Source organism: Ruegeria sp. HKCCD4884 (assembly GCF_013110855.1).
GTDB lineage: Bacteria > Pseudomonadota > Alphaproteobacteria > Rhodobacterales > Rhodobacteraceae > Ruegeria.
The window spans coordinates 1-18,558 of record NZ_WVRJ01000013.1 but is presented as its reverse complement, the minus strand read 5'-3'; the positions used below and the strand labels follow the sequence as shown (position 1 = coordinate 18,558).

Here is an 18,558-nt window from a genome sequence, read left to right as displayed (position 1 = left end):
CAGACTTTAGTTTTGTCAGGCCAGTTGGGGCCTTATCCATTTTCCATTTGATGCCGCAGAGCGGTCGACACGATGTCGCGCCATTCTCCGGATTGCTGCATGATTGCCAGACCCTGATTAAGCGTCTCAAGGATCGCCTCCCCATCAGGATTATCTTTGTGGGTCATGACGTTAAGCGACTTGATCGCCGCGAGGTTGGGGTTTTCGATGATGCGGTGTTCGTATCCCAGACGTTGGATTGCCTCGACGGCCAGATGGGCTTCGATTGCGACAATGTCCGCGCGGCCTTCGATCACCGCGTGAAAGCAATCATCGGGCGAAACCGGGCGCAACAAAGTGATGATCGGCTCGTAAAGGCTGACGGCGTCCATGTGAGATGTCGACCAACCTTCGGGACGGCAAATCGTTGTGCCTGCAAAGTCGGCATAGCTCAGCGCCTCTTCATACCCCGAGCCTTCAAAGGCAAAGAAGGTGTCCACAACTTCGTAGAACGGGTTCGAGAAGTTGTAGGTTTCACAGCGCGAGCGATCGCTTTCTGACAGGGCTTCAGGCTCTTCGCAATTTGGGCGCGACCAGGGGAAGGTTCCGTCAAAAGCCAGCGTTGGCATCAACAGATCCAGATGAGATGACCAGTCGTTCACAAACTGGATCTTGTAGGACTGTTCCGGTGCTGCGCGTAGCATGGCCGTTTCAACAAGGTTGGTATACAACCCACGGTTTGGCAGCGCTTCGTCGGTGAAGGGGGCATAGTTCCCGCCGGTGATTAACAAAAGCTGCCGGTCTCGAATTTCCGGACGCTTTCCTGCATCGGCATTCCGGATCAACGCAGCGGCTTCTGATCGGGCGGCCTCAATTTCTTCTTTGGCTGCGGCCCGTGCTTCGACGACTGCCTCTTCACTGGCTTTCTTTGCTTCCGCTTCGGCTGCTGCCACACGGGCTTCGGCCTCAGCCACAGCTTTTGCGGCGCGTTCCTCGGCGGCTTTTACCAGTTCTGCTGCCATTTCCGCAGCAAGACGTTCTGCTTCGGTATCGGCAAGGGCCGGAGCTCGGCCGACATCTTCCAGACACGGCAACTCCAGAACGTCGCCAACACGGATTATGTTTGGATTCGACCCAATGACGTCACGGTTGGCGTCGAAGATAATGCGGAAGTCTTCGGTAGAATAAACTTCAATCGCCAATTCTCTGAGGCTGTCACCACGTTGGATTTCGTAGCTGGTACAAGCCTCTTGCGCTGACGCTGCGCCTGTGGCGGCAGCAAGAGCAAGGCTGGATATGATGAGGTGCTTTTTCATGGGTCCTGTTGCTTTGCCTGATTATGTTCTTGTGAATTTCGCGACAGCGATGGACAGATTGTCCTGATCCGGATCGTCTTTGGCCTGAACTGCCAACAGCAACGCCTCGGCGATATCCTGAGCCAGAGAGTGTTGGTGCTTGCTCAGAACCGATTGAATTTCAGTGTCGCTGAGATACTGCAAGCCATCACTGCCAAGGATCAGAATATCCGTTGATGTGACCTGCAAGGGATGTTCGGGGCAATCCACTTTGGGAATAGCACCGCCCATGATCACGGATGTCAATTGGTTTCGGTCCAAACCCCGCGCGTCAGCCTCTGTGATCTCTCCCGCGCTCAGTTTCGCATCGATCACGGGCGCCATTGAGTGATCTTCATTGACCTGCGTTAACGTGTTGTCACGGAACAGGAAAAGTGGGCTGTCCCCGATGGAAATCCAGAAAACGCGTTGTCCCATAAGCAAGACACCCAACAAGGTCGAGCCCATGTTAAAGCCCTGTCCCTGTACCTCGTTATGGTTGGCGATCGCGGCATTAGCCTGCATGGCCGCCAATGGAAGAGCGTCTATCGCGGATCCTTCGTTTACCGTTTCGGCCTCAAGTTCTGCGTCCAACGCGTCACGCCAGGCTGAAATCACCATTTCTGACGCGACCTCACCGGCGTCGTGACCGCCCATACCATCGGCAATCACGACATAGCCCGCATCTGACGCGTCGAACATGCGCGCCGCGATGGCGTCTTCCTGCGTCTCTCGCTGACCCTGGTTCAGGATCAGCGCAACATCATATGCCGGAGTTGCCAGCATCTATCAGGAATCCCGCCAATCAAAACCTTCGTCGCAGAAGGCTGTAAATCGGATGGAGGTTTCGCTGATACGGATCAAATCACCGCTGAACAAGGCCACGGTGCTTAGCACGGGCTTGCCGTTCAGACGTACAAGGTTAGCCTTGCCGCCATGACCCAGGTAACACTTTCGATCTTCAGGGTCATAGGCAATGACGGCATGGTTCGAACGAGAGATACCGGTGTCGCCAAAGTCGAGTTGGATTGCCTGGTCATCATTTCGACCAATCTGCATCAGGCCTTCGGTCAATGTGATGCTGGCACCGCGACCGGGCCCGGACGTAACGACCAGCCAGCCAACGGGGAAGGTCTCTTGTGCGGCTTCAGTCTTGGCGACGGGTTCCGAGGTTTCGATCAACTCTTGCACGTGCGTATCTGCACGCTCAAAACCCAGGAAGGTTGTTTTGACGCGCGAACGGCGGTCTTCCGTCGGAGCGGGGGCAGCGGCAGGGGGCGTAGGCTGGACTGCCTCAGCAACCGGTTCAACGGTCTGTTCCGGCTCTTGCACCGGGGCCTCTGCAGCTTCGGTGACCACCTCCTGCGCGGCTTCCTCAGCTTCCGGTTCCACCGTTTCAACCACAGTGCTTGCTGAGGTCACTTCTACAGGGGTCATCGCCGGGTCATCGGCAATATGCAAGGTGATGATCTGTTCGTCTTCGACCACTTCCTCTTCTTCAGCGATCTCAGCGGTCAGGATTTCTTCCGGTGCGTCATCCTCGCTTGCTGTGTCTTCGGCGAAAATGGACTCTTCGACGTTTTCAGCGACCTCGGCCTCGGCCTCGTCGAATTCGGGCATTTTCTCTTCGGGGATCAGTTCATCCGTTTCCTCGTAGGACTCGGACGTCATGTTCCCACCAGCCAGCGCCGCCCGCAGAGCGTTAAAGTCCGCAATGGGCTCTTGTTTTTCGCCTTCAGCTGCAGGGGTTTCCACCGCGTCTGTGGTTTCCGAAGTATCTTCTTCTTTGGATTTGCCGGCACCTTCTAGAAGCCGGCTCAGAGGGCTTTTGTATTTGAACATGGTGTCGACACCTTTGATTTGGCGGCACGAATTTCCTGTGCCGTAGGCTGCTACTTATCCCGCACACGCAAGCGCGGAGACACTCATCGGGTACTCAAGGGAACTGGTACTCTCTGCGGCGGGCCGGTCCCCGCCGGGGTGACAAAACTGGCTGCCACCCTCAGCAAACACACGCTGGCAGATCACAAACGAACCGGTCAGATCACTCCTGTGCAAGCTGCATGATTGCAGCGGCTTCAGCACCGTTACGCAGGACGGTTAGATTTGCTTCGGGCTTACCTTCAGCGACCAGCTCTAAGAGCATCGCGTCCAGGCTTTCCGATCCATCCAGGTTCATGCGGGATTGGCTTTCGCTCAGCAGGACGTCACCTCTTTGCAGGCCGCCTGCGGCGTCGGACGGAACTGATTCCACCACAGTTTTCCAGCCCTCATCATCCGAACTGCTGACGGTAAAGGTGTAACCGTTCTCGAGCCCGACCGAGCGCACCACTGGCAGGGCAAGCAGCCCATTTTGTGCCCGGGTTTGTCCAAGCGGACGATAGCGGGCGGCCACACGGGTATAGCCGTCTGGGTCGATGCTCAACTTGTCCAATACCTGAGCAGCAAAAGTGGCGTCCTCGCGGATGGGCTTTCCGTTTAATGTGAAGATCACTGCGCCGCGCTGCACCCAATCGCCAATCACACTCATGTCTTGATTTGGATTGAGGCCGGTCACAGCGATGGTAGGCCCTGTCGAACCGCGACGGCGAGACGTCTGGAAAGGAATTTCTACATCCCAATGGGCAAAAGATACCTGCTGTTCCGCTGGAGTAGCACCAGATGCAGCGACCTCTGGTTCCGCCTCTGCGACGGTAGCGACCTGAGCCTCGGTTTCCGACGTGTCAGGGGTTACGGGCGCTGTTTCTGTGACAACTGTCTCCGCAGTCTCGGCTTGTGCCTGCTCGACAGGCTCTTCTGCTAGAGGTGCAGTTTCTGGCTCTGGCTCTGGCACTGCTGCGATTTCAGCTTCGGGCTCTTCTGTTACTGTGCTGGTGACCTCACTTGCTGACGCTGCAGCTCCGGCTGTCTGCACTTCGTCGGTAGCTTGTGCAGCCGGTGCCTCAATCTGTGCTTCAGGTTTATCACCAGACATCGCAAAATAACCGCCAGCCGCCAGAGCAACTGCAACCACTGCCACACCAGCGATCAGTTTGCCGCTGCCGCCAGAACCGCTTTGAACCACAGTATCGACAGCGACAGGCGTTTCTTCTTTCACGGTGAGTTTTGCCAGATCCTCATTCTTCTTGTCGTCGTTGCCAACAACGATATCGGAGTTTCCAGCCAGCAGCGCAGTCACGACGGCTTCGGCGTTTTCACTTTCCGCCTTGATCCGCGCCTTTTCTTCTTCTTTGTCTTTCCGGTCCATGCCCACGATCACCGAGACCGGGCGATAGGCAAAGGTATCAAACATAACACCCGGGCCGCGGAACATGCGCAACCAATCCAGCGCTGTCTGCAAGCGATCTGTCGTGTGAACTTCCATCGCCTTGTCAATCGCTTCAAGGAATCCGTCGGGATACCCTTCGAAACGACCCGCAAGGGGGGTATAGGGATCGTCCTGTCCGTTGTTAAAGGCGTTCAAGCGGCTCTGACCATCGACCGGGCGTTCACCACTGATGGCATGGTACAGCGTTGCAGCCAGTACATACAGGTCGCTGCTCGGGCCCTGTTCGGCGCCCCGTACATAGAATTCGTGCGGAGAATAACCGTCTTTGATGACACGAAGGGTGAGCAAAGCCGCGGATTTGTTTGCAGCCTGCTCCCGCGCCGCGCCAAAGTCGATCAGGACCGGATCGCTGTTCTCATCGATCAGGATGTTGTCCGGTGAAATGTCGCGGTGCAACATGCCGCTTTGGTGAATGAACGAAACGGCAGACAGCATCTTCTCCGTGACTTGCACGATGAAATCGGGGCCTGCATCGTTTTCCGGGTTTTCAACATAATCCAGCAGATCGCAGCCGCGGATCAGATCCATCGCGATGTATGCGGTGTCATTGTCTTCAAACACCTGATGCACATCGACGATGTTGGGATGCACAAGGCGTGCGTGATTGCGGGCTTCCTGAATAAACAGGTCAATGATCGCGCGCAGGTCTTCTTTGTAAGCGGGGTCGTTAGGTTCGACCAGATCACCGTTGCGCCGACACAAAGCACCAGGGAAACACTCTTTGATCACCACGTCGCGCTCCAGGCTGTCGCGCGCAAGATAGGTGATCCCAAATCCCCCGTTGCTCAGAAAGCGGAGGATCTCATACTGACCGCGCAGCAATTTTGCGCCCGGTTGCAATCCTTCAATTTTTGGTTCGTCGTGCGTCGCACCGACAGCCTGGTTGTGGCTCATTTCAATCCGCCCGTTCTACTCGTTTTGCGGCTAAATCTAACAGGGCCAACAGCCCACGAACTCACAACCAAAAACAACCGCAGGACACTTAAGAACGGTTAGACGTTTCAAATTTGACTTTATTGGGGCCGCCTGATGGCTTCACTATGGATCGTTTTTCGATCTATAGCATATATAGTTATTTGGGTGTCAAAATATCTATATATTGATAAATGGGGCGACGGCATTGAAAACGTACACCCCAAATTTAGCCGGTTGGTCTACGAATTCGAAACAATAAAGGACCGATTCCTCGGCCCTTCGAATCGCTGAAATGCGCTCAATCTTAACGGGAGATTATCAAGTGCCGGTTTTGGACTGAGCTGCGGCAACCGTGCTGCCGGCCCATGCCAGGTTGTCTCCCAACTGTGCAAGTATGCTGATTGCATCCTTTAATGGTGCATCGCCGCTTTCGAACTGCAACAACAAAAGCAAGTCGGTTGCCTTTTCAAACTCGGCAGGAATCCAATCCGCTTCAGGGTCAATTTCGCCGCCTTGCTCCAGCCGTTCCGCAAAGTCTTCGACAATCTCCTGACAGCTTTGCAAGAAGGCGGCGGGCTCAATATCCGAGGACTCGCGCAGATCTTCGTAAATGCTTGCAATCGCGGCCAGCCAGTCTTCAAGAATGGGGTTGTTCAAGGGGGGCAGGGCGGAGCCTAATGCGGATTGCATTGTTGAAGTATCCGAAAGAGCCGGTTCCGGTTCGGGTCCCTGTAGCTCTTTAAGATACGGCAGGAATTCATCCTGCAAGTCTTTCTGAGCGGCCTCCAGGTCATTGCGACGCCGGTTCGAAGCTACGTCCAGAACTTGTTCGGCAAGATTCTGTCCACCGCACGTCTCCCATAGAGCGAAGTCGGGTTCCGGCTCTTGGGCCATTGCCTTGACCGCCACCGGAGTGCCAATCGGAACGACCTCGCGGAACATCCCTTCCTTTTCCTTGTTAAGACGAGCCAAAACGCGGTCCAGTGAACCCTGTACCGGCGGCAAGTCTGCGTGTGTTACAGCAAGCAGGCTATTCGAGCGCAGTTCAGGTGGCACTTTCGACCACAGGTGGCGCTCAGTCTCGCGCCACGCGTTTGTACCGTTTGTGCACCAGATGGCGCAGTCGACAAATTTCAGCAGATCCAGCGTATTTTTATAGGTGTCGTCCAAAGCACCCGAACCAGGAAGATCAAACAGGGAAATTTCCTTAAGCGCAGGCGTATTGATCCCCACCGAGATGAAATCAGGTTCGTCCGCCGCCGCTTTTTCAAGGGCGATACCGGAATATGTCTTCGGCTCTTTGTTCCACCAGCCTACAGTTGTTTCAGGCGTTTCGGCGTAAGCTACAATTACCAGCGGCAGTTTCAGATGTTGCGGACCGGTGGGCAGAATATCTGCACCGGCCAGCATGTTTGCGAGGCTCGACTTGCCCGCACCAAATTCCCCGGCAAACCCGATATTGACCGCGTTGGACAGCCGTTCAGCGTGGGCCAAAGCCCTGGCGCGCATATCCTCCAAAGTCTCGTCCGACGACAGTTTTTCTGTCGCGGTCAGAAAGCGCTCCAGCTGGTGCACTTCCTGTTCGGTTCCGGGAAATTCAATCATTCCGCAGCCTCTGCTTGTCGTTCGTCCGCATTGCCAGTTCCAAAGACGCTCTCCAGATCCGAAGCAATTCGGCGTGCTCTGTCGAATGCAGCTTGTGCTTCGGCCTGAGCATTCAATTCACCGGCACCAGAACGGTGTTCAAAATGACCCGCCAACAGCGCGACATAGTGATCCAAAACTGTGTTCAGCCGTTCCAGCAAGTTGTCTCGTGTGGTGTCGATCAAATCGTCTCCGATCAGTTCGAACTCTTGCACAATCATTCGTTCGGCCCGCGTAACGACACTGTTGCGCGAGATCAGGCGCGACAACCAGTTTACACGCAATTCAACCGTAATTCCACGGGTGAGGGCAGTGGTGTCTGGCCTGAACCAGCGAACTGCGCTGGTGTTCATGCGATTGTCGACGGGCTCTTGCCAACCCGGCAATGCGCGTAAAGCTGCGTTGCATTGCATGTCGATCGCATAGAGTTCGCTCAGCATACGCTGGCGAACCACTTGCGATGCACCTTGCACCAGTTCCCGCATGTGTTCGCGCAACGGGGTAAAGTTCAGCTCAGTTGCGCCCCCCTTGGCCAGCAGAGGTGATTGACCATTTGGCCCACGCACCACGGCCGAGACGGATTCGGCAACCGTGTCATCCATCACACCACGCAGATTGGACAGGACATCATCCATGTCCCGTGTGATGTCCTGGGTCTTATCGGCAACCAATTTGCGCAATTCGCCAAGCGTCTTGTCACTGTCTTCAGTGTTGCGCGTACCCGAGCTGTTTTCGTCCTTCAACGCACGCAAATGAACCTGAGACCGCTCAAGCTCGCCCATTGCGAAACTGTCAAGGTGTTGCCATGCCATACGAAGCTGTTCGTCAATTGGCCCGTCAGTGAGGGCTTTGGTGACGTGCCGGCGTAGATCAGGCAGACCAGAGGCGATCATTGCTGCAAAGCGCAATACAGCCTCTCGACTGATCGGACCTGGGCCTTGTTTGATTTCGGCCACGCCGTTTAGGTATTGTTTCATCTGTTCCGGATGCGCCCGCAGCCACGCCAGAACATGATCATGATTCACACCGGTCTCATCGCCGGTCAAAGCATAGTGCGCCCATTGAGCACTGCCCATCAGCACATCGATATCAGAATTGCCGAGCGCTTTTTCCAACCCGTCCAGAACATCAAAACGGACCTTGGCCGCATCCTCGGGGCCGTCGCCCAATTCATCAACTCGGTTGATGAACACAACAATCTGGCCAAGCTCCAAAGCCTGCATCAGACGGAATAGTTTCAGGTCTGCGCGCGACAAAGCCTGATGTGCGGACAGAACCACCACAAAGAAATCGGATTCCTTGAGGTATTGGCGCGAAATCTCTTCACGGATCAGCAGGGGGTCATTGACCCCCGGAGTATCCGTTACAGTTAAGGGAAACGGGAAATGCCCGATGTCAAAATAGACTTCGGCTTTCCGGGTGATGTCACTGTAAAGTCCCCGATCACTGCCGGGGTCAACGCTGCCATCCTCAGCAGGATCATCGCCCGCGCACACGTAACGCGCCAGGTCGTCTGAGTTCAGTTCATCCAGATCGTGGTGTTGCCCCAACAACTGCTCATAGCTGTCGCCCAGACGCAGGCGCGCCCGGGTCTTCATGGCCTCGACCTGTTCTTCGATCATCTCGCGCTTATAGCTGTCCTCGTCATCGGGGAACATGTTGCGCAGTTCTTCACCTTCGGCGATCAGGGATTGCCATTGGTGGTTGTCGAAGAAATGAAATTCAGCCCCATCGGTACGGCCGGATGGATGCCCGAAATGCATATCGGTGATCACGGTGGTCCATGGGTTGACGTCCGATGGCAGGTACTCTGCCTGCCCCGTGAACCCGTTGATCAGACGGGATTTACCAGCTTTGATCTGCCCGACAAAGGCGATTGACGGCTTCAGACTTCCCAGATCTCCGATGATACGCGAAATGAAATGACGCGTTTCATCATTGCTGGTTTCGTTCATATCTTCTGCGATGCGGATAAGCTCGCGGCGATGTGTTTCACTCATTACTCACTACCTTGGTCACACAAAATCGGATTGAATTAATCGAAAATTTGAATGCTCGGGGGGAAGTCATTCCTTTTCCCCCTGCAAAGACGTCCACAGACTGACGACCGCCCCCAGTTTGCGCGCGTCGTGGATGGCAACGGCGATTTGCCCGGTGTCACTGAGCGCTGCAATTCCAGCACCCTTACCTCCAGATGGGCGCATGACGATAAGGTGGGGGCCGTCAAACTCGTCCCGAGTGTCGTTATCCCAGCCTGCAAGATCCGCAGCAAAACGAGCTACAACGTTCTGGTCGGGATGCATATCTTCGGAAGGCTGACAAGAGTCCGCATAGGACAGGGCGGTTTTTTCCACACTGTCGATCAAAACGCGGCCAGATGCAAAACGCCTGGCACCGTCAAAAAACTCTTGTGCCAGAAGTGTTTCTGTATCTTCCATCTGAGCTGGCAGAGGCTCGTCCTCCGTGAGCATCTCCACATCCGGCACCACCGAAACAATCGGTTCAGCAGACAGTTCGATGGCCGCGCAGGCCCCTACGATTTCACTGTAGGTCAAGCCAACGTCGTCTGCCTCAAGATCTGAATCCGGCTTGCCGGACATCATTTCAAGCGGGGCAGGGGCGTTTGCGATGTCAGACACAAGTTGAGCCAGTTTTTCGACCAACTCACCGCGCCCTTCGGTTTCGAAGTCAGGCTTCGGTCCAGTCGGCACCTGGAAAACATCTGTGACACGTGAACTGTTCACTTCGATGGCCAGACACGCGCCATTAGAAGCCGTGAATTCCAGCCGACGAGGTAGAACAGTACCACGAATAGCATGCAAAACAGCGCTACGCCTCGCTGCAGCGGACTCGCCCGCGATCGTTACCGCTGGTGACAGCCGCGCAACCGAGGACCGCCCGATGTCTTCGAGCATGTCCAGAATGTCAGTGTCCATCATACCGTGACCCCCTCTGGTCCCGTTCAAACTGCGGCCGCGACCGGCCCCAGACTGAGATGTGATTTTGTAAGCGCCAACCCGACATTTGCGCTGTTGCGGCAGATATAGCAGACCACGTGATCAGGATATTCCTTGGTCCGCAGGAAAATATTAAGGCGATCTTTTGAAAACACTGCGATTTCCCCAAACCCAGTGTTTTCCGACTCTTCGCCCCCGGCCTGACGCAAAAGCGCCTCGAACGCAGCCACACCGCGCCCTTGAAACAGGTTGGCCACAGCGATGGCCAACGTATCCAGAGATTCCGTGCTGTCTGGCTCCGAAACGCAACTGCCCAGCAACATCCCGGTTTCCATATCGACATACCCGGCTGCGATGCAGTCGGGTATTGTTTCGATCGCTGTGCTCAAGGCGTCCTGAATAGACATTTAAGTCCTTGTTTTTATTAATGTGTTTCTGTTAGATTGATTCGGCTTTCATTACAATACGTGCCACTCTGCTGCGCTGTTCTCTTTGGCTTTTGGAATGGGTTGCAATGCGTCCTTTGTCTGCTTTTCGCTGTGTTCGATCGCGATTTGGTCGAACTCTGCCAAAAACGCTTTGAACACGCTTCTGAGCCCATCTGCATCCTTGGGCAGATCCGCGCTGTTCGCAATCTCACGCCACATGTCCGATGCGCTCAGGGGTGAGCCAACCGCGACCTCTGGCAATTCCCCAAGCACTGCAATATTCGCGTCCACCTGATCCGGCAAGGCAGCTTCAATCAGCCCGCTGGTTTCGGGCTCCGGTTCATAATCGTCGGCATTGTTTCCGGGTTGGGCTGCCATCAAAGCGGCAATAGACGAAACCGAGACTTCAATCCCACGATCTTCAGGTTCTTCGACGTCTCGGATGTGATCCACCGCAGCGTCCTCATCCAACGTTTCGTGTTGCAAGTTTGTGTTCAACGAAGCCAGAACATCCTCAGATGTATCTTCCTCGTCAGCCGCAGCGCTGACGCCTTCTATGTCGGTGCTCTCGTCAAGAAGATCGTCAGTTTCATCGTCTAAATCGGTACCGCCTGACAAGTCGAATTCATCGACGGTGTCATCCAACCCGGCCACACTGGTCAGTTCCAGCGGATCATTCGATGTGTCCTTAAAAAAGGCACGTAGATCATCGCTTGTATCTGGTTCTTCCAGCGTCGGCGGCTCGGGTTCCGAGACCATTTCGGCCCGCAAACGCTCGGCCTCTTCCGCGTTGATACGCACGCGTTCGGCTTCGTCCGTGCGTCGTTCCACTCTGGCGGGGCGAACGGGAAAGCTTGTGACGACCGCAGCATCATCCTGTTCTGACTGAGCTACCGAGTCCACTGGGTTGACCAACCGCAACGGTGCGGCTTCTGACTGTACCTCTCCGTCCGATTTCCGCGCTGGCCGCACGGGTTGCACTTTCGGCGCATCCGGTTGACTCTTGTCGATCTGATACCGGGCCAGTTGGTCGGCGCGGTTTTCCATGATCTGCTCTGTGATCTCAAGGAAGCTGTCGATCATCTTTCCGCCGCCGCTACGCGACCACATTTCGGCGTCACCGGTTTTGTCGCGGGCGACGATCGCATCGCGCGCAGAAAACAGAATGGACCGATTGAACAAGTGGCCCGCTTCACGGTTCACGCGGCGCAGAACTTTTTGACGGTCTTTGATGTTCAGCGCATCCGCCCGTGTGATCAAAAGCAGCGAGTTGTGCTGTAGGCGTTCGGGCAAGGAAACCCAAGTCGCACGCTCGGTCTCGCGCCAGGCTTGGGTCGCATGGGTGCACCACAAGACACCATTTGCCTGGCCAACGGCGCGTTGCCAAACATCAGTTGAGATTTTTGGATCCGAGATACCGGGGGTGTCGATCAGGTCGACCGCCTCAAGAATGTCGGCTTCAAGAAACACACGTATGAACTGTGCATCGTTGACGCCAACGCTCTCAAGATCGTCCAGCTCAATGACTTCAATGCTTCCGTCGTGACGTTTGACGTAAGGAGCGCGATTGCCCCAGCTAAACCAGACCGGCGGCAACTGGGTCGCGGTGACCTGCGTCGGCAAGGTCTGCGTTCGCAGCAGAAAGTTCATCAACGTAGACTTGCCGGCGCTGAATTCGCCCATCAGGGCAAAAACCGGCTTGCGGCGGGACCAATGCTCGATACGTTCCCATGCCTTCGGTGAAACAAAGCGTGTTTGTGAATCTTTTGCCATTTTTCTACTTATGCCGCTTCGTTGCTTAGATCTTTTAGGATGTCACCCAGAATCTCATCTTTGGATTTCTGAGGCTGCAAACCCGCCATCGCCGCTGCAGTTTGGCCTGCATTTTTGTCAGCCGATGCCGAAATGCTCAGCAGTGTTTCTTTCTGCTCGCGCATGAAGTCCGTCAGAGTTGCGCGGACGTTTTCAAGCACCGCGGCAATCTGGTTTTCTTCAATGTCCTTGGTGATCGAGTTGGCTTCGGACGCGATCAGACGTGTGTAGTCTGCAGCATAAGCCTCGAACCCTTTGCGTCTTTGCCACCATCGACGCCACCAGGTGCTTTGCAAATCCAGCGCGATGGTCCGGCCAATGCCCAGCGGAGGTGGAACACGGGGTACGATGGGTGCTTCGATGCTGAATTCACCCAGATGATTGCCCAGAATCTTGTGATACAACGCTTCGACATCCGCAGCTGCGGTGGCATATAGCGCCCCGGCGTCTTTGCGCATCGCGCGGGCAAAGCTGAAATAGGCTGCCTTTTGCAGCGTCCGCAAGCCCGCAGGGTCGTATTGCCACGTACCTTGTTCGCCGTTTTTCTCAAGATGGGCGATCAAAGAGTCTGTTGCGCGTTTGACAAAGCTGGATTCAGCCGAGTTCAGACGTTCCAGCACTTTGTCGCGCAAGGCATTTGTCAGTTCTGCCGCTTTCTTTTCATATTCCGCCGACACGGTGTTGATTGCGTCTTCTGGTGACACGCCGTCCAGGTCTCTGGTAACACCTTCACCTTCGGACAGGTTTTTCGCGACTGCTGTAGCTCGGATTTGGCTTGCTATATTACGTGCACGGTGGCGTACACGGTCCATCAGCCGTGTTCCTGCGCCTTCGGCAATACGCTCATTGATAGCCAAAAGCAGATCGGGCAGGCCGGACAGGGCCCAAATCTTGTCCAGCGATGCCGCTTGATCACCGAAACCTGCGGCCAAGTAGAATGTGTTCAGCGCTTCGCGCGCCTCTTCGGTCAGAATGTCCGGGTTTCCGGTCAAGGCTGCTTCGGCCCACAGAGCACTGCCAAACACGACGCTTGTATTGGTGTCGATATTGTTTTGCTTCAGTGTATCCTGAATGCGATCGCGGATTTCAGGAACTTGGTTGACGGGATCAGAAAGCTCATCGATGCGGTTAACGAACAGGACAATCTGGCGGTTTTCGAACTGCGCAATAATACGCATCAAAGCCATGTCCATTGTGGTCAGCGCCTGGCTTGCAGCCAGGACGACTACACAAACCTCAGACCCGCGCAGACTGCGCAGCGTGATCTGTTCGCGCACCATGAATGTATCGTTGACACCCGGCGTGTCGCACAGCTTCAGCGCGATGGGATATTGCGGAATATCCATGTAAAGCTCAGCCGATTTTGTGACGTCGGCAAATCGACCGGTTTTCGGATCAATATCCGGATCATCTTCGTCGCCAAGGCAAACATAGCGTTGGATCAGTTCTTCGTCGAAGTGATCGTACTGATGGCTCTGACCCAGGATCAGGTCAAAATGCTTGCCAAGGCGTTCTTCTGATTTGGCTTTCATTTCGCCAATCTGACGGCGGATGTCATCCATTTCGTCATCTGCACCAGCCCGGTTCGCAAGTTCGCCTAAACGACCGCCGCCGACCATCAGGTTGTCCCATTCCTCCTGCTCAAAGAATGTGAACTTGGCTTTGGTGTCGCCTGGCGGGCGTGTGTTGATGTTCAGGGTCGTGACCACAGATGTCCACGGGTTGACGTCCGACGGCAGCAGGGCAGGGCGCCCGGCCAGAATATTCACAATGGATGACTTGCCTGCTTTGACTTGGCCCACCATTGTGATGCTGGCGGTGAAATTTTCCATCCGCGTCTTGAGGGTCGCCAGACGTGCCGAGGAGCGCGCATCAGCCACCTCAGTCAGTTGATCGATCTGCGCCGTCAGCGACGTCATGGCAGAGGTCATCGGTGCCAGTGCTTCGTTGCCGACAGACAAAAGGTGATCGTTGCGCGCCATGCTTAACCTCCGGTTCCCGTAGCAGCAATCTGGGGTTCATGCGACACGCGCCCCGCAGGGATGCTTGTCAGAGTGTCGATGCGCGCGATCAAATCCAGGGCATTGCCCAGAATCTCGGCCTCGGCACGCGGGGAAATGGTTTCGTAAGCTTTGGAGTCCGCCAAGACTTCGATCGAGCTGAACCGGTCACCGTTCTCAAGGCACGCGACACGACGTCCAGTGGGAAACCCATGTGACTTCGCGACAGGTAATGGCATTCTGGCATTCGCCAAAAGATAATGTTCGCCCGAGTGGGTGCGCAGCGAAATGCCAAAGCCAGTATTGGGATGATCTCGGTTCAGTGTCTTGAGCTCGCCAAGAAAGCTCTCGCGAGCAAAGAAGACAGCGTCTTGCTCGGCGGCAACGGTAGGGTTTAGATCGGTCACAGCAGAAAACCTTGTACTGGAGTTGAGCAGAAAACTCGTACCGATGCCAAAGTGGCGAAAAAGACTCATTAACTCCTTTCAACCAAAAAGACCCTTCAAGGCGGTCTTATTTTGACGCGAATAAGATTTTTTGGCGGTTGAAATGTGGCGGCTTCATGGCGAGCCTCGCAAAAGAATGCCTCAACCCATACGAGCATAGCAATTTTCTTCTCTTACCGTGCCTGCTGTCGGCAACTATGTAGAGCCTTTGAGTATGTTGTGTGGTACGTAGATTACTAAATCATTGACTAGTATACATTAATTTGGATGGAATGCTGTTCAGGAACTGTGTTGAGAGTTATTTGTCAGCCTCGCAAGAATGAATTGCGCCTCACCGCTGAAACCAAAGTAGGAAACACTCTCTTTGATCGCTCAACGTAAACGCGTCAGCGAGGATGGCGAAAAACTGCGGCTTTCGAATGGATCCCGCGAAGAATAAGCATGGAAGAAACGGCTCAAGGCGACCAGAAATTTCCGTGAACTTAGTTCATGTCGCTTTGTGGGGTTTCAAATCGACCTTGTTTACTTGTGCTCCAAGTCAGAGCGACAGGCATGGTACAACCTAGGCAACAAAGTTCACATTTAGCCCAATTTACCTCTCGCACTCGGACGCAAGCTTTGTTATCAGCGCCCCAGTCTGGCGCTACGGCGCTTGGTTGCGGGTGTGGCGAAATTGGTAGACGCACCAGATTTAGGTTCTGGCGCCGCAAGGCGTGGGGGTTCAAGTCCCTCCACCCGCACCAAAGAATTGAATAAATTTAATACATATTAGATACTTAGTTGAAACCAGTTGTTGTCGGCCCCACTAACAGGCCAACCTTAGTCTCGCCGTAGTCTGCGGATTGTCGGTAAAGTCAGCAATGAGCCCTGGAGTGAGCTGCTCACAAGTCTTCGAGAACTCCATCAGGGTGTAACGGTAGTTGTTTGCACTTCACCGAATGGTGAAATTTGGATTAGTCACTAACTATTACTCTGGAATGGCGCATGTTGCCGCCTGCCAACGGATGTACGAGGCGCCAAAGCGGATATTAGGAAATACCAGGTTTAAGTCCTGCGTTATGGACATTCGCGGCGACCTGCTTGAACGCCTCCTTTGCGGACCAAACTGCCGTCCATCGCTTGCTCTTTTATGCTGCAAACGAGGGATGACCAAATTGCGTATTGAAGAACCTCAAGAAGTTGCCGAACTGGTTAACACTGAGGAGATCCCAGCAGCCTCAAGGTGTCGTGACTTAGCATGCGGAAACCTAAGCCACGATTTCAGACGATTCGGCCAGTGCGACACGCGCGGTTCCAGCTTCGCCTGCCTTGTCATCCCGCAGTGGTAGTGACAAGGTTCACGGCGGTACCTTCGGTGTAAGACGGCTCAGATCGCAATTAACTTGCGGGTGTGAGCGGTTGCCACAACATCAAGAGTCACTACCCATCAATAAGACGAGGGAAGATCCCAAATGCAACCTGCACTTTTTCTTCACATCCAGAAGACTGCCGGAACATCGGTTCAGGAGATGGCGCGCGCCGTGTACGGGAACGACGCGGTCTGTAGTCATGGCGACTTCCTGACAATCGGGCGTGCCGGCTGCGAGGCTTACGATTTTGTTTCCGGCCATTTTGGTGTCGCCTTCGCCAAGCCGCTTCTGGAAGGCAGGTATACCTTTACGTTTCTACGCGACCCAGTTTCGCGGATTGTGTCACTTTATTCATTCTTGTCAAAGCAGGATGCCGATAAAAGCAAGCTTGCGGAAGTTGCGAAACGCCATGATCTGAAGGGTTTCGTTACGCGGGCGAAGGAGCCCGAATTTGCACCGCATATCTGGAACCACCAAGTCTGGCAGCTTTATCACGGCTGGGTCTCGTACGACATGGGACAGGACAAGGACGGAAAGTACATTACCAATTTCATCGATCAAGACGAAGACAGCCTGCTTGAGGGTGCGCGGGCCAATCTCGCCCTGTTCGATTATGTCGGATTCGCCGATAGTTTCGACAGCGATATCCGAAAGATCTTCAGGGACCTAGGTGCAGGCGAGATCGAGGTGCCGCATTCGAACGCCTCGTCTTCGACCGCAATGGTTCTGGACGGGGAAACGCGGGCGGCAATCGAAGAGATGACGGCATTGGACCGGCAGCTTTATGAGGGCGCTCGGGCGGTTAAGGCCTACGGTTGATTGGTGGCTCGAGGTTTCCTGCTCACTGCCCGCGAGGCCATTGAGGACAGCCGCAAACCATTCAATTCAATGGCACGAAACGTGACTTCCACAATCGCCATGAGGCAGATCATGACTGTCAAACTTGTCACAAGGAATGCGGGAGAACCGAGTCGAGACACGAAGAAATCGTGGATCATGTAAATCTGGTCGCGGAAATAGAACAGGAAGACTGGATGACAAAGATAGATACTGAAACTGCGATCGCCGAGATATCTCATTAGGCCGTTCGAAAGAAGCCAGCTGGGACGCAGATATTGCCAAGCGGTTAAAATCGCGAAAATGATGCCAAACACCAACAGGTCTGGCCGCACGATCCGCCAATCGGGAACAAAACGAAGGGCTTCGGAAACCCATAGCAGTATCGCGATCGAGATACCCGCAAAGATTGAGACGGTTCGGTGAGCAATTGTCTCTAGTTGGGTGTACCAGTTGATAAAGAAGAACGTGACCATTCCAAGCGCAAAAAACCAAAGGTTTGACTGGAAGGAGAAATAAGCCCAAGGGGGAGAACGCCCAGTATCAAGATCGATGTTTCCAATAATGATTCGGGATACGAGGCTAACGGCCAATGCCACGATAAGTAGCAATATCGCCCGGCTAGTTCCTGTCAAGGCGATCAGCAGAAATGGAAAAACTGCATAGAATAGCATCTCAACCCCAACCGTCCATCCAGCCCAAACCATCGACGCGTGCGGAACCAACCCGAAGGTGAAAGTAATGTTGGCAAAGATTTGCCAGTCGGGTGAGATAATGCGACCAGCGCTCAGATACTGCCTTAGCAATTCCGAAGCCAGAACCGCATAGAACAGTGGGGCGATCCGGAAAAAGCGTTTGATCGCATACTGAACCAGCCAATTCGGTTGCCCGATCCGCCGAACATTGGTGTAGGAAAGAGAGAACGCGCTAAGAACGAAGAAGAGAAACACACCGTGTCCGAAATGGGTTGTTACAAACCAGAGCCAGTCGGGCACGTCGATCTTGATTTGCCGGTTTATGTGAAACAGTACAACCGAAACGGCTGCCAAACCCCTTAGCCCCAGAAGCGCCGGCATTGTGCCGCCTGCCGCTGGGTTAGAAGGTGTGGGGCGGTCGTCGCCAAGCGTGTTAAAGAGGTTTATTTTTGGCAATCGACTCAAGATCTTTCTCTCTGACGGGGTCCGTGCACTAACAACCAAGAAGGCCTTGTCTAGTCAAGTTGGTTAATTGGGCAAATCGCGCGGTTGGGTACTTGGGTCGTGGCACCCATCAGGGCCAGCGGTCGCATACACCGCGCGAACAGGCCGGACACAAGACCGCTTCTGACAAATGCCAATCACCCCAAAAGTTCTTGCTTTTCAGGAGCCATCCATACGGGACAAAGCTGACGCCGACGACTTTCAAGCCTTTAGTAGCCTGCAGCCAAACACCGGCATTGGTTATTTTCGCAGTGGTTGGCTGTTGGAAGGCTACTGGGCTGTAGGCATGAAAGCTGAACAAACGAACTGGGTATCCTTACAACTAGGGTT

Annotated in this window: 14 protein-coding genes and 1 tRNA gene; 3 read left to right on the top strand and 12 right to left on the bottom strand. The window is 54.4% G+C overall.

Features of this window, described 5'->3' with window-relative positions; genetic code table 11:
- Window positions 1-32: 32 nt before the first annotated feature.
- From GS636_RS17460 to GS636_RS17410, 11 genes are all read right to left on the bottom strand, one after another.
- Entirely contained in the window at window positions 33-1,295 is a 1,263-nt protein-coding gene (locus GS636_RS17460; protein WP_171671133.1) for a transporter substrate-binding domain-containing protein, read from the bottom strand.
- Between the two features lie 21 nt (window positions 1,296-1,316).
- Complete coding sequence (locus GS636_RS17455; protein ID WP_171671130.1) at window positions 1,317-2,099, bottom strand: PP2C family serine/threonine-protein phosphatase; 783 nt, start codon at window positions 2,097-2,099, stop codon at window positions 1,317-1,319.
- A gap of 3 nt (window positions 2,100-2,102) precedes the next feature.
- Window positions 2,103-3,155 carry an FHA domain-containing protein gene (locus tag GS636_RS17450; RefSeq protein WP_171671128.1) on the bottom strand — a complete coding sequence of 351 codons (1,053 nt, stop codon included), beginning with the start codon at window positions 3,153-3,155 and terminating at the stop codon, window positions 2,103-2,105.
- 202 nt (window positions 3,156-3,357) lie between these two features.
- The gene (locus GS636_RS17445) at window positions 3,358-5,535 is read right to left on the bottom strand and encodes a serine/threonine-protein kinase (RefSeq protein WP_171671125.1); all 2,178 of its coding nucleotides are present in this window, start codon (window positions 5,533-5,535) and stop codon (window positions 3,358-3,360) included.
- Between the two features lie 339 nt (window positions 5,536-5,874).
- A complete protein-coding gene (locus GS636_RS17440; protein ID WP_171094740.1) occupies window positions 5,875-7,161 on the bottom strand; it encodes a dynamin family protein in 1,287 nt (428 codons plus the stop codon).
- Window positions 7,158-9,200 (bottom strand): dynamin family protein, encoded by a 2,043-nt coding sequence (locus GS636_RS17435; RefSeq protein ID WP_171671122.1) that lies wholly within the window; start codon window positions 9,198-9,200, stop codon window positions 7,158-7,160. Before GS636_RS17435 ends, GS636_RS17440 begins: the two co-directional genes overlap by 4 nt.
- 66 nt (window positions 9,201-9,266) lie before the next feature.
- On the bottom strand, window positions 9,267-10,139 hold the full coding sequence (locus GS636_RS17430; protein ID WP_171671120.1) for a hypothetical protein: 873 nt from the start codon (window positions 10,137-10,139) through the stop codon (window positions 9,267-9,269).
- A 23-nt stretch (window positions 10,140-10,162) separates the two neighbouring features.
- A complete protein-coding gene (locus GS636_RS17425) occupies window positions 10,163-10,564 on the bottom strand; it encodes a hypothetical protein (RefSeq protein ID WP_171671117.1) in 402 nt (133 codons plus the stop codon).
- 51 nt (window positions 10,565-10,615) lie between these two features.
- A complete protein-coding gene (locus tag GS636_RS17420) occupies window positions 10,616-12,358 on the bottom strand; it encodes a dynamin family protein (protein WP_171671114.1) in 1,743 nt (580 codons plus the stop codon).
- 8 nt (window positions 12,359-12,366) lie between these two features.
- On the bottom strand, window positions 12,367-14,379 hold the full coding sequence (locus GS636_RS17415; protein ID WP_171671112.1) for a dynamin family protein: 2,013 nt from the start codon (window positions 14,377-14,379) through the stop codon (window positions 12,367-12,369).
- Window positions 14,380-14,381: 2 nt separating this feature from the next.
- Window positions 14,382-14,804 (bottom strand): hypothetical protein, encoded by a 423-nt coding sequence (locus GS636_RS17410; RefSeq protein ID WP_171185511.1) that lies wholly within the window; start codon window positions 14,802-14,804, stop codon window positions 14,382-14,384.
- A gap of 697 nt (window positions 14,805-15,501) precedes the next feature.
- Between GS636_RS17410 and GS636_RS17405 the strand changes: the two genes are divergently transcribed.
- Window positions 15,502-15,586: transfer RNA gene (locus GS636_RS17405), tRNA-Leu, on the top strand.
- Between the two features lie 708 nt (window positions 15,587-16,294).
- Window positions 16,295-17,011 (top strand): sulfotransferase family 2 domain-containing protein, encoded by a 717-nt coding sequence (locus tag GS636_RS17400; RefSeq protein WP_171185513.1) that lies wholly within the window; start codon window positions 16,295-16,297, stop codon window positions 17,009-17,011.
- Here the strand turns inward: GS636_RS17400 and GS636_RS17395 are convergent.
- Window positions 17,002-18,189 (bottom strand): acyltransferase, encoded by a 1,188-nt coding sequence (locus GS636_RS17395; protein WP_171671109.1) that lies wholly within the window; start codon window positions 18,187-18,189, stop codon window positions 17,002-17,004. The two genes, GS636_RS17400 and GS636_RS17395, sit on opposite strands and share 10 nt — an antisense overlap.
- 169 nt (window positions 18,190-18,358) lie before the next feature.
- On the opposite strand from GS636_RS17395, the gene GS636_RS22595 reads away from it, so the two are divergent.
- A partial coding sequence (locus tag GS636_RS22595; RefSeq protein WP_216602949.1) for a hypothetical protein occupies window positions 18,359-18,558 on the top strand: 200 nt, incomplete at its 3' end.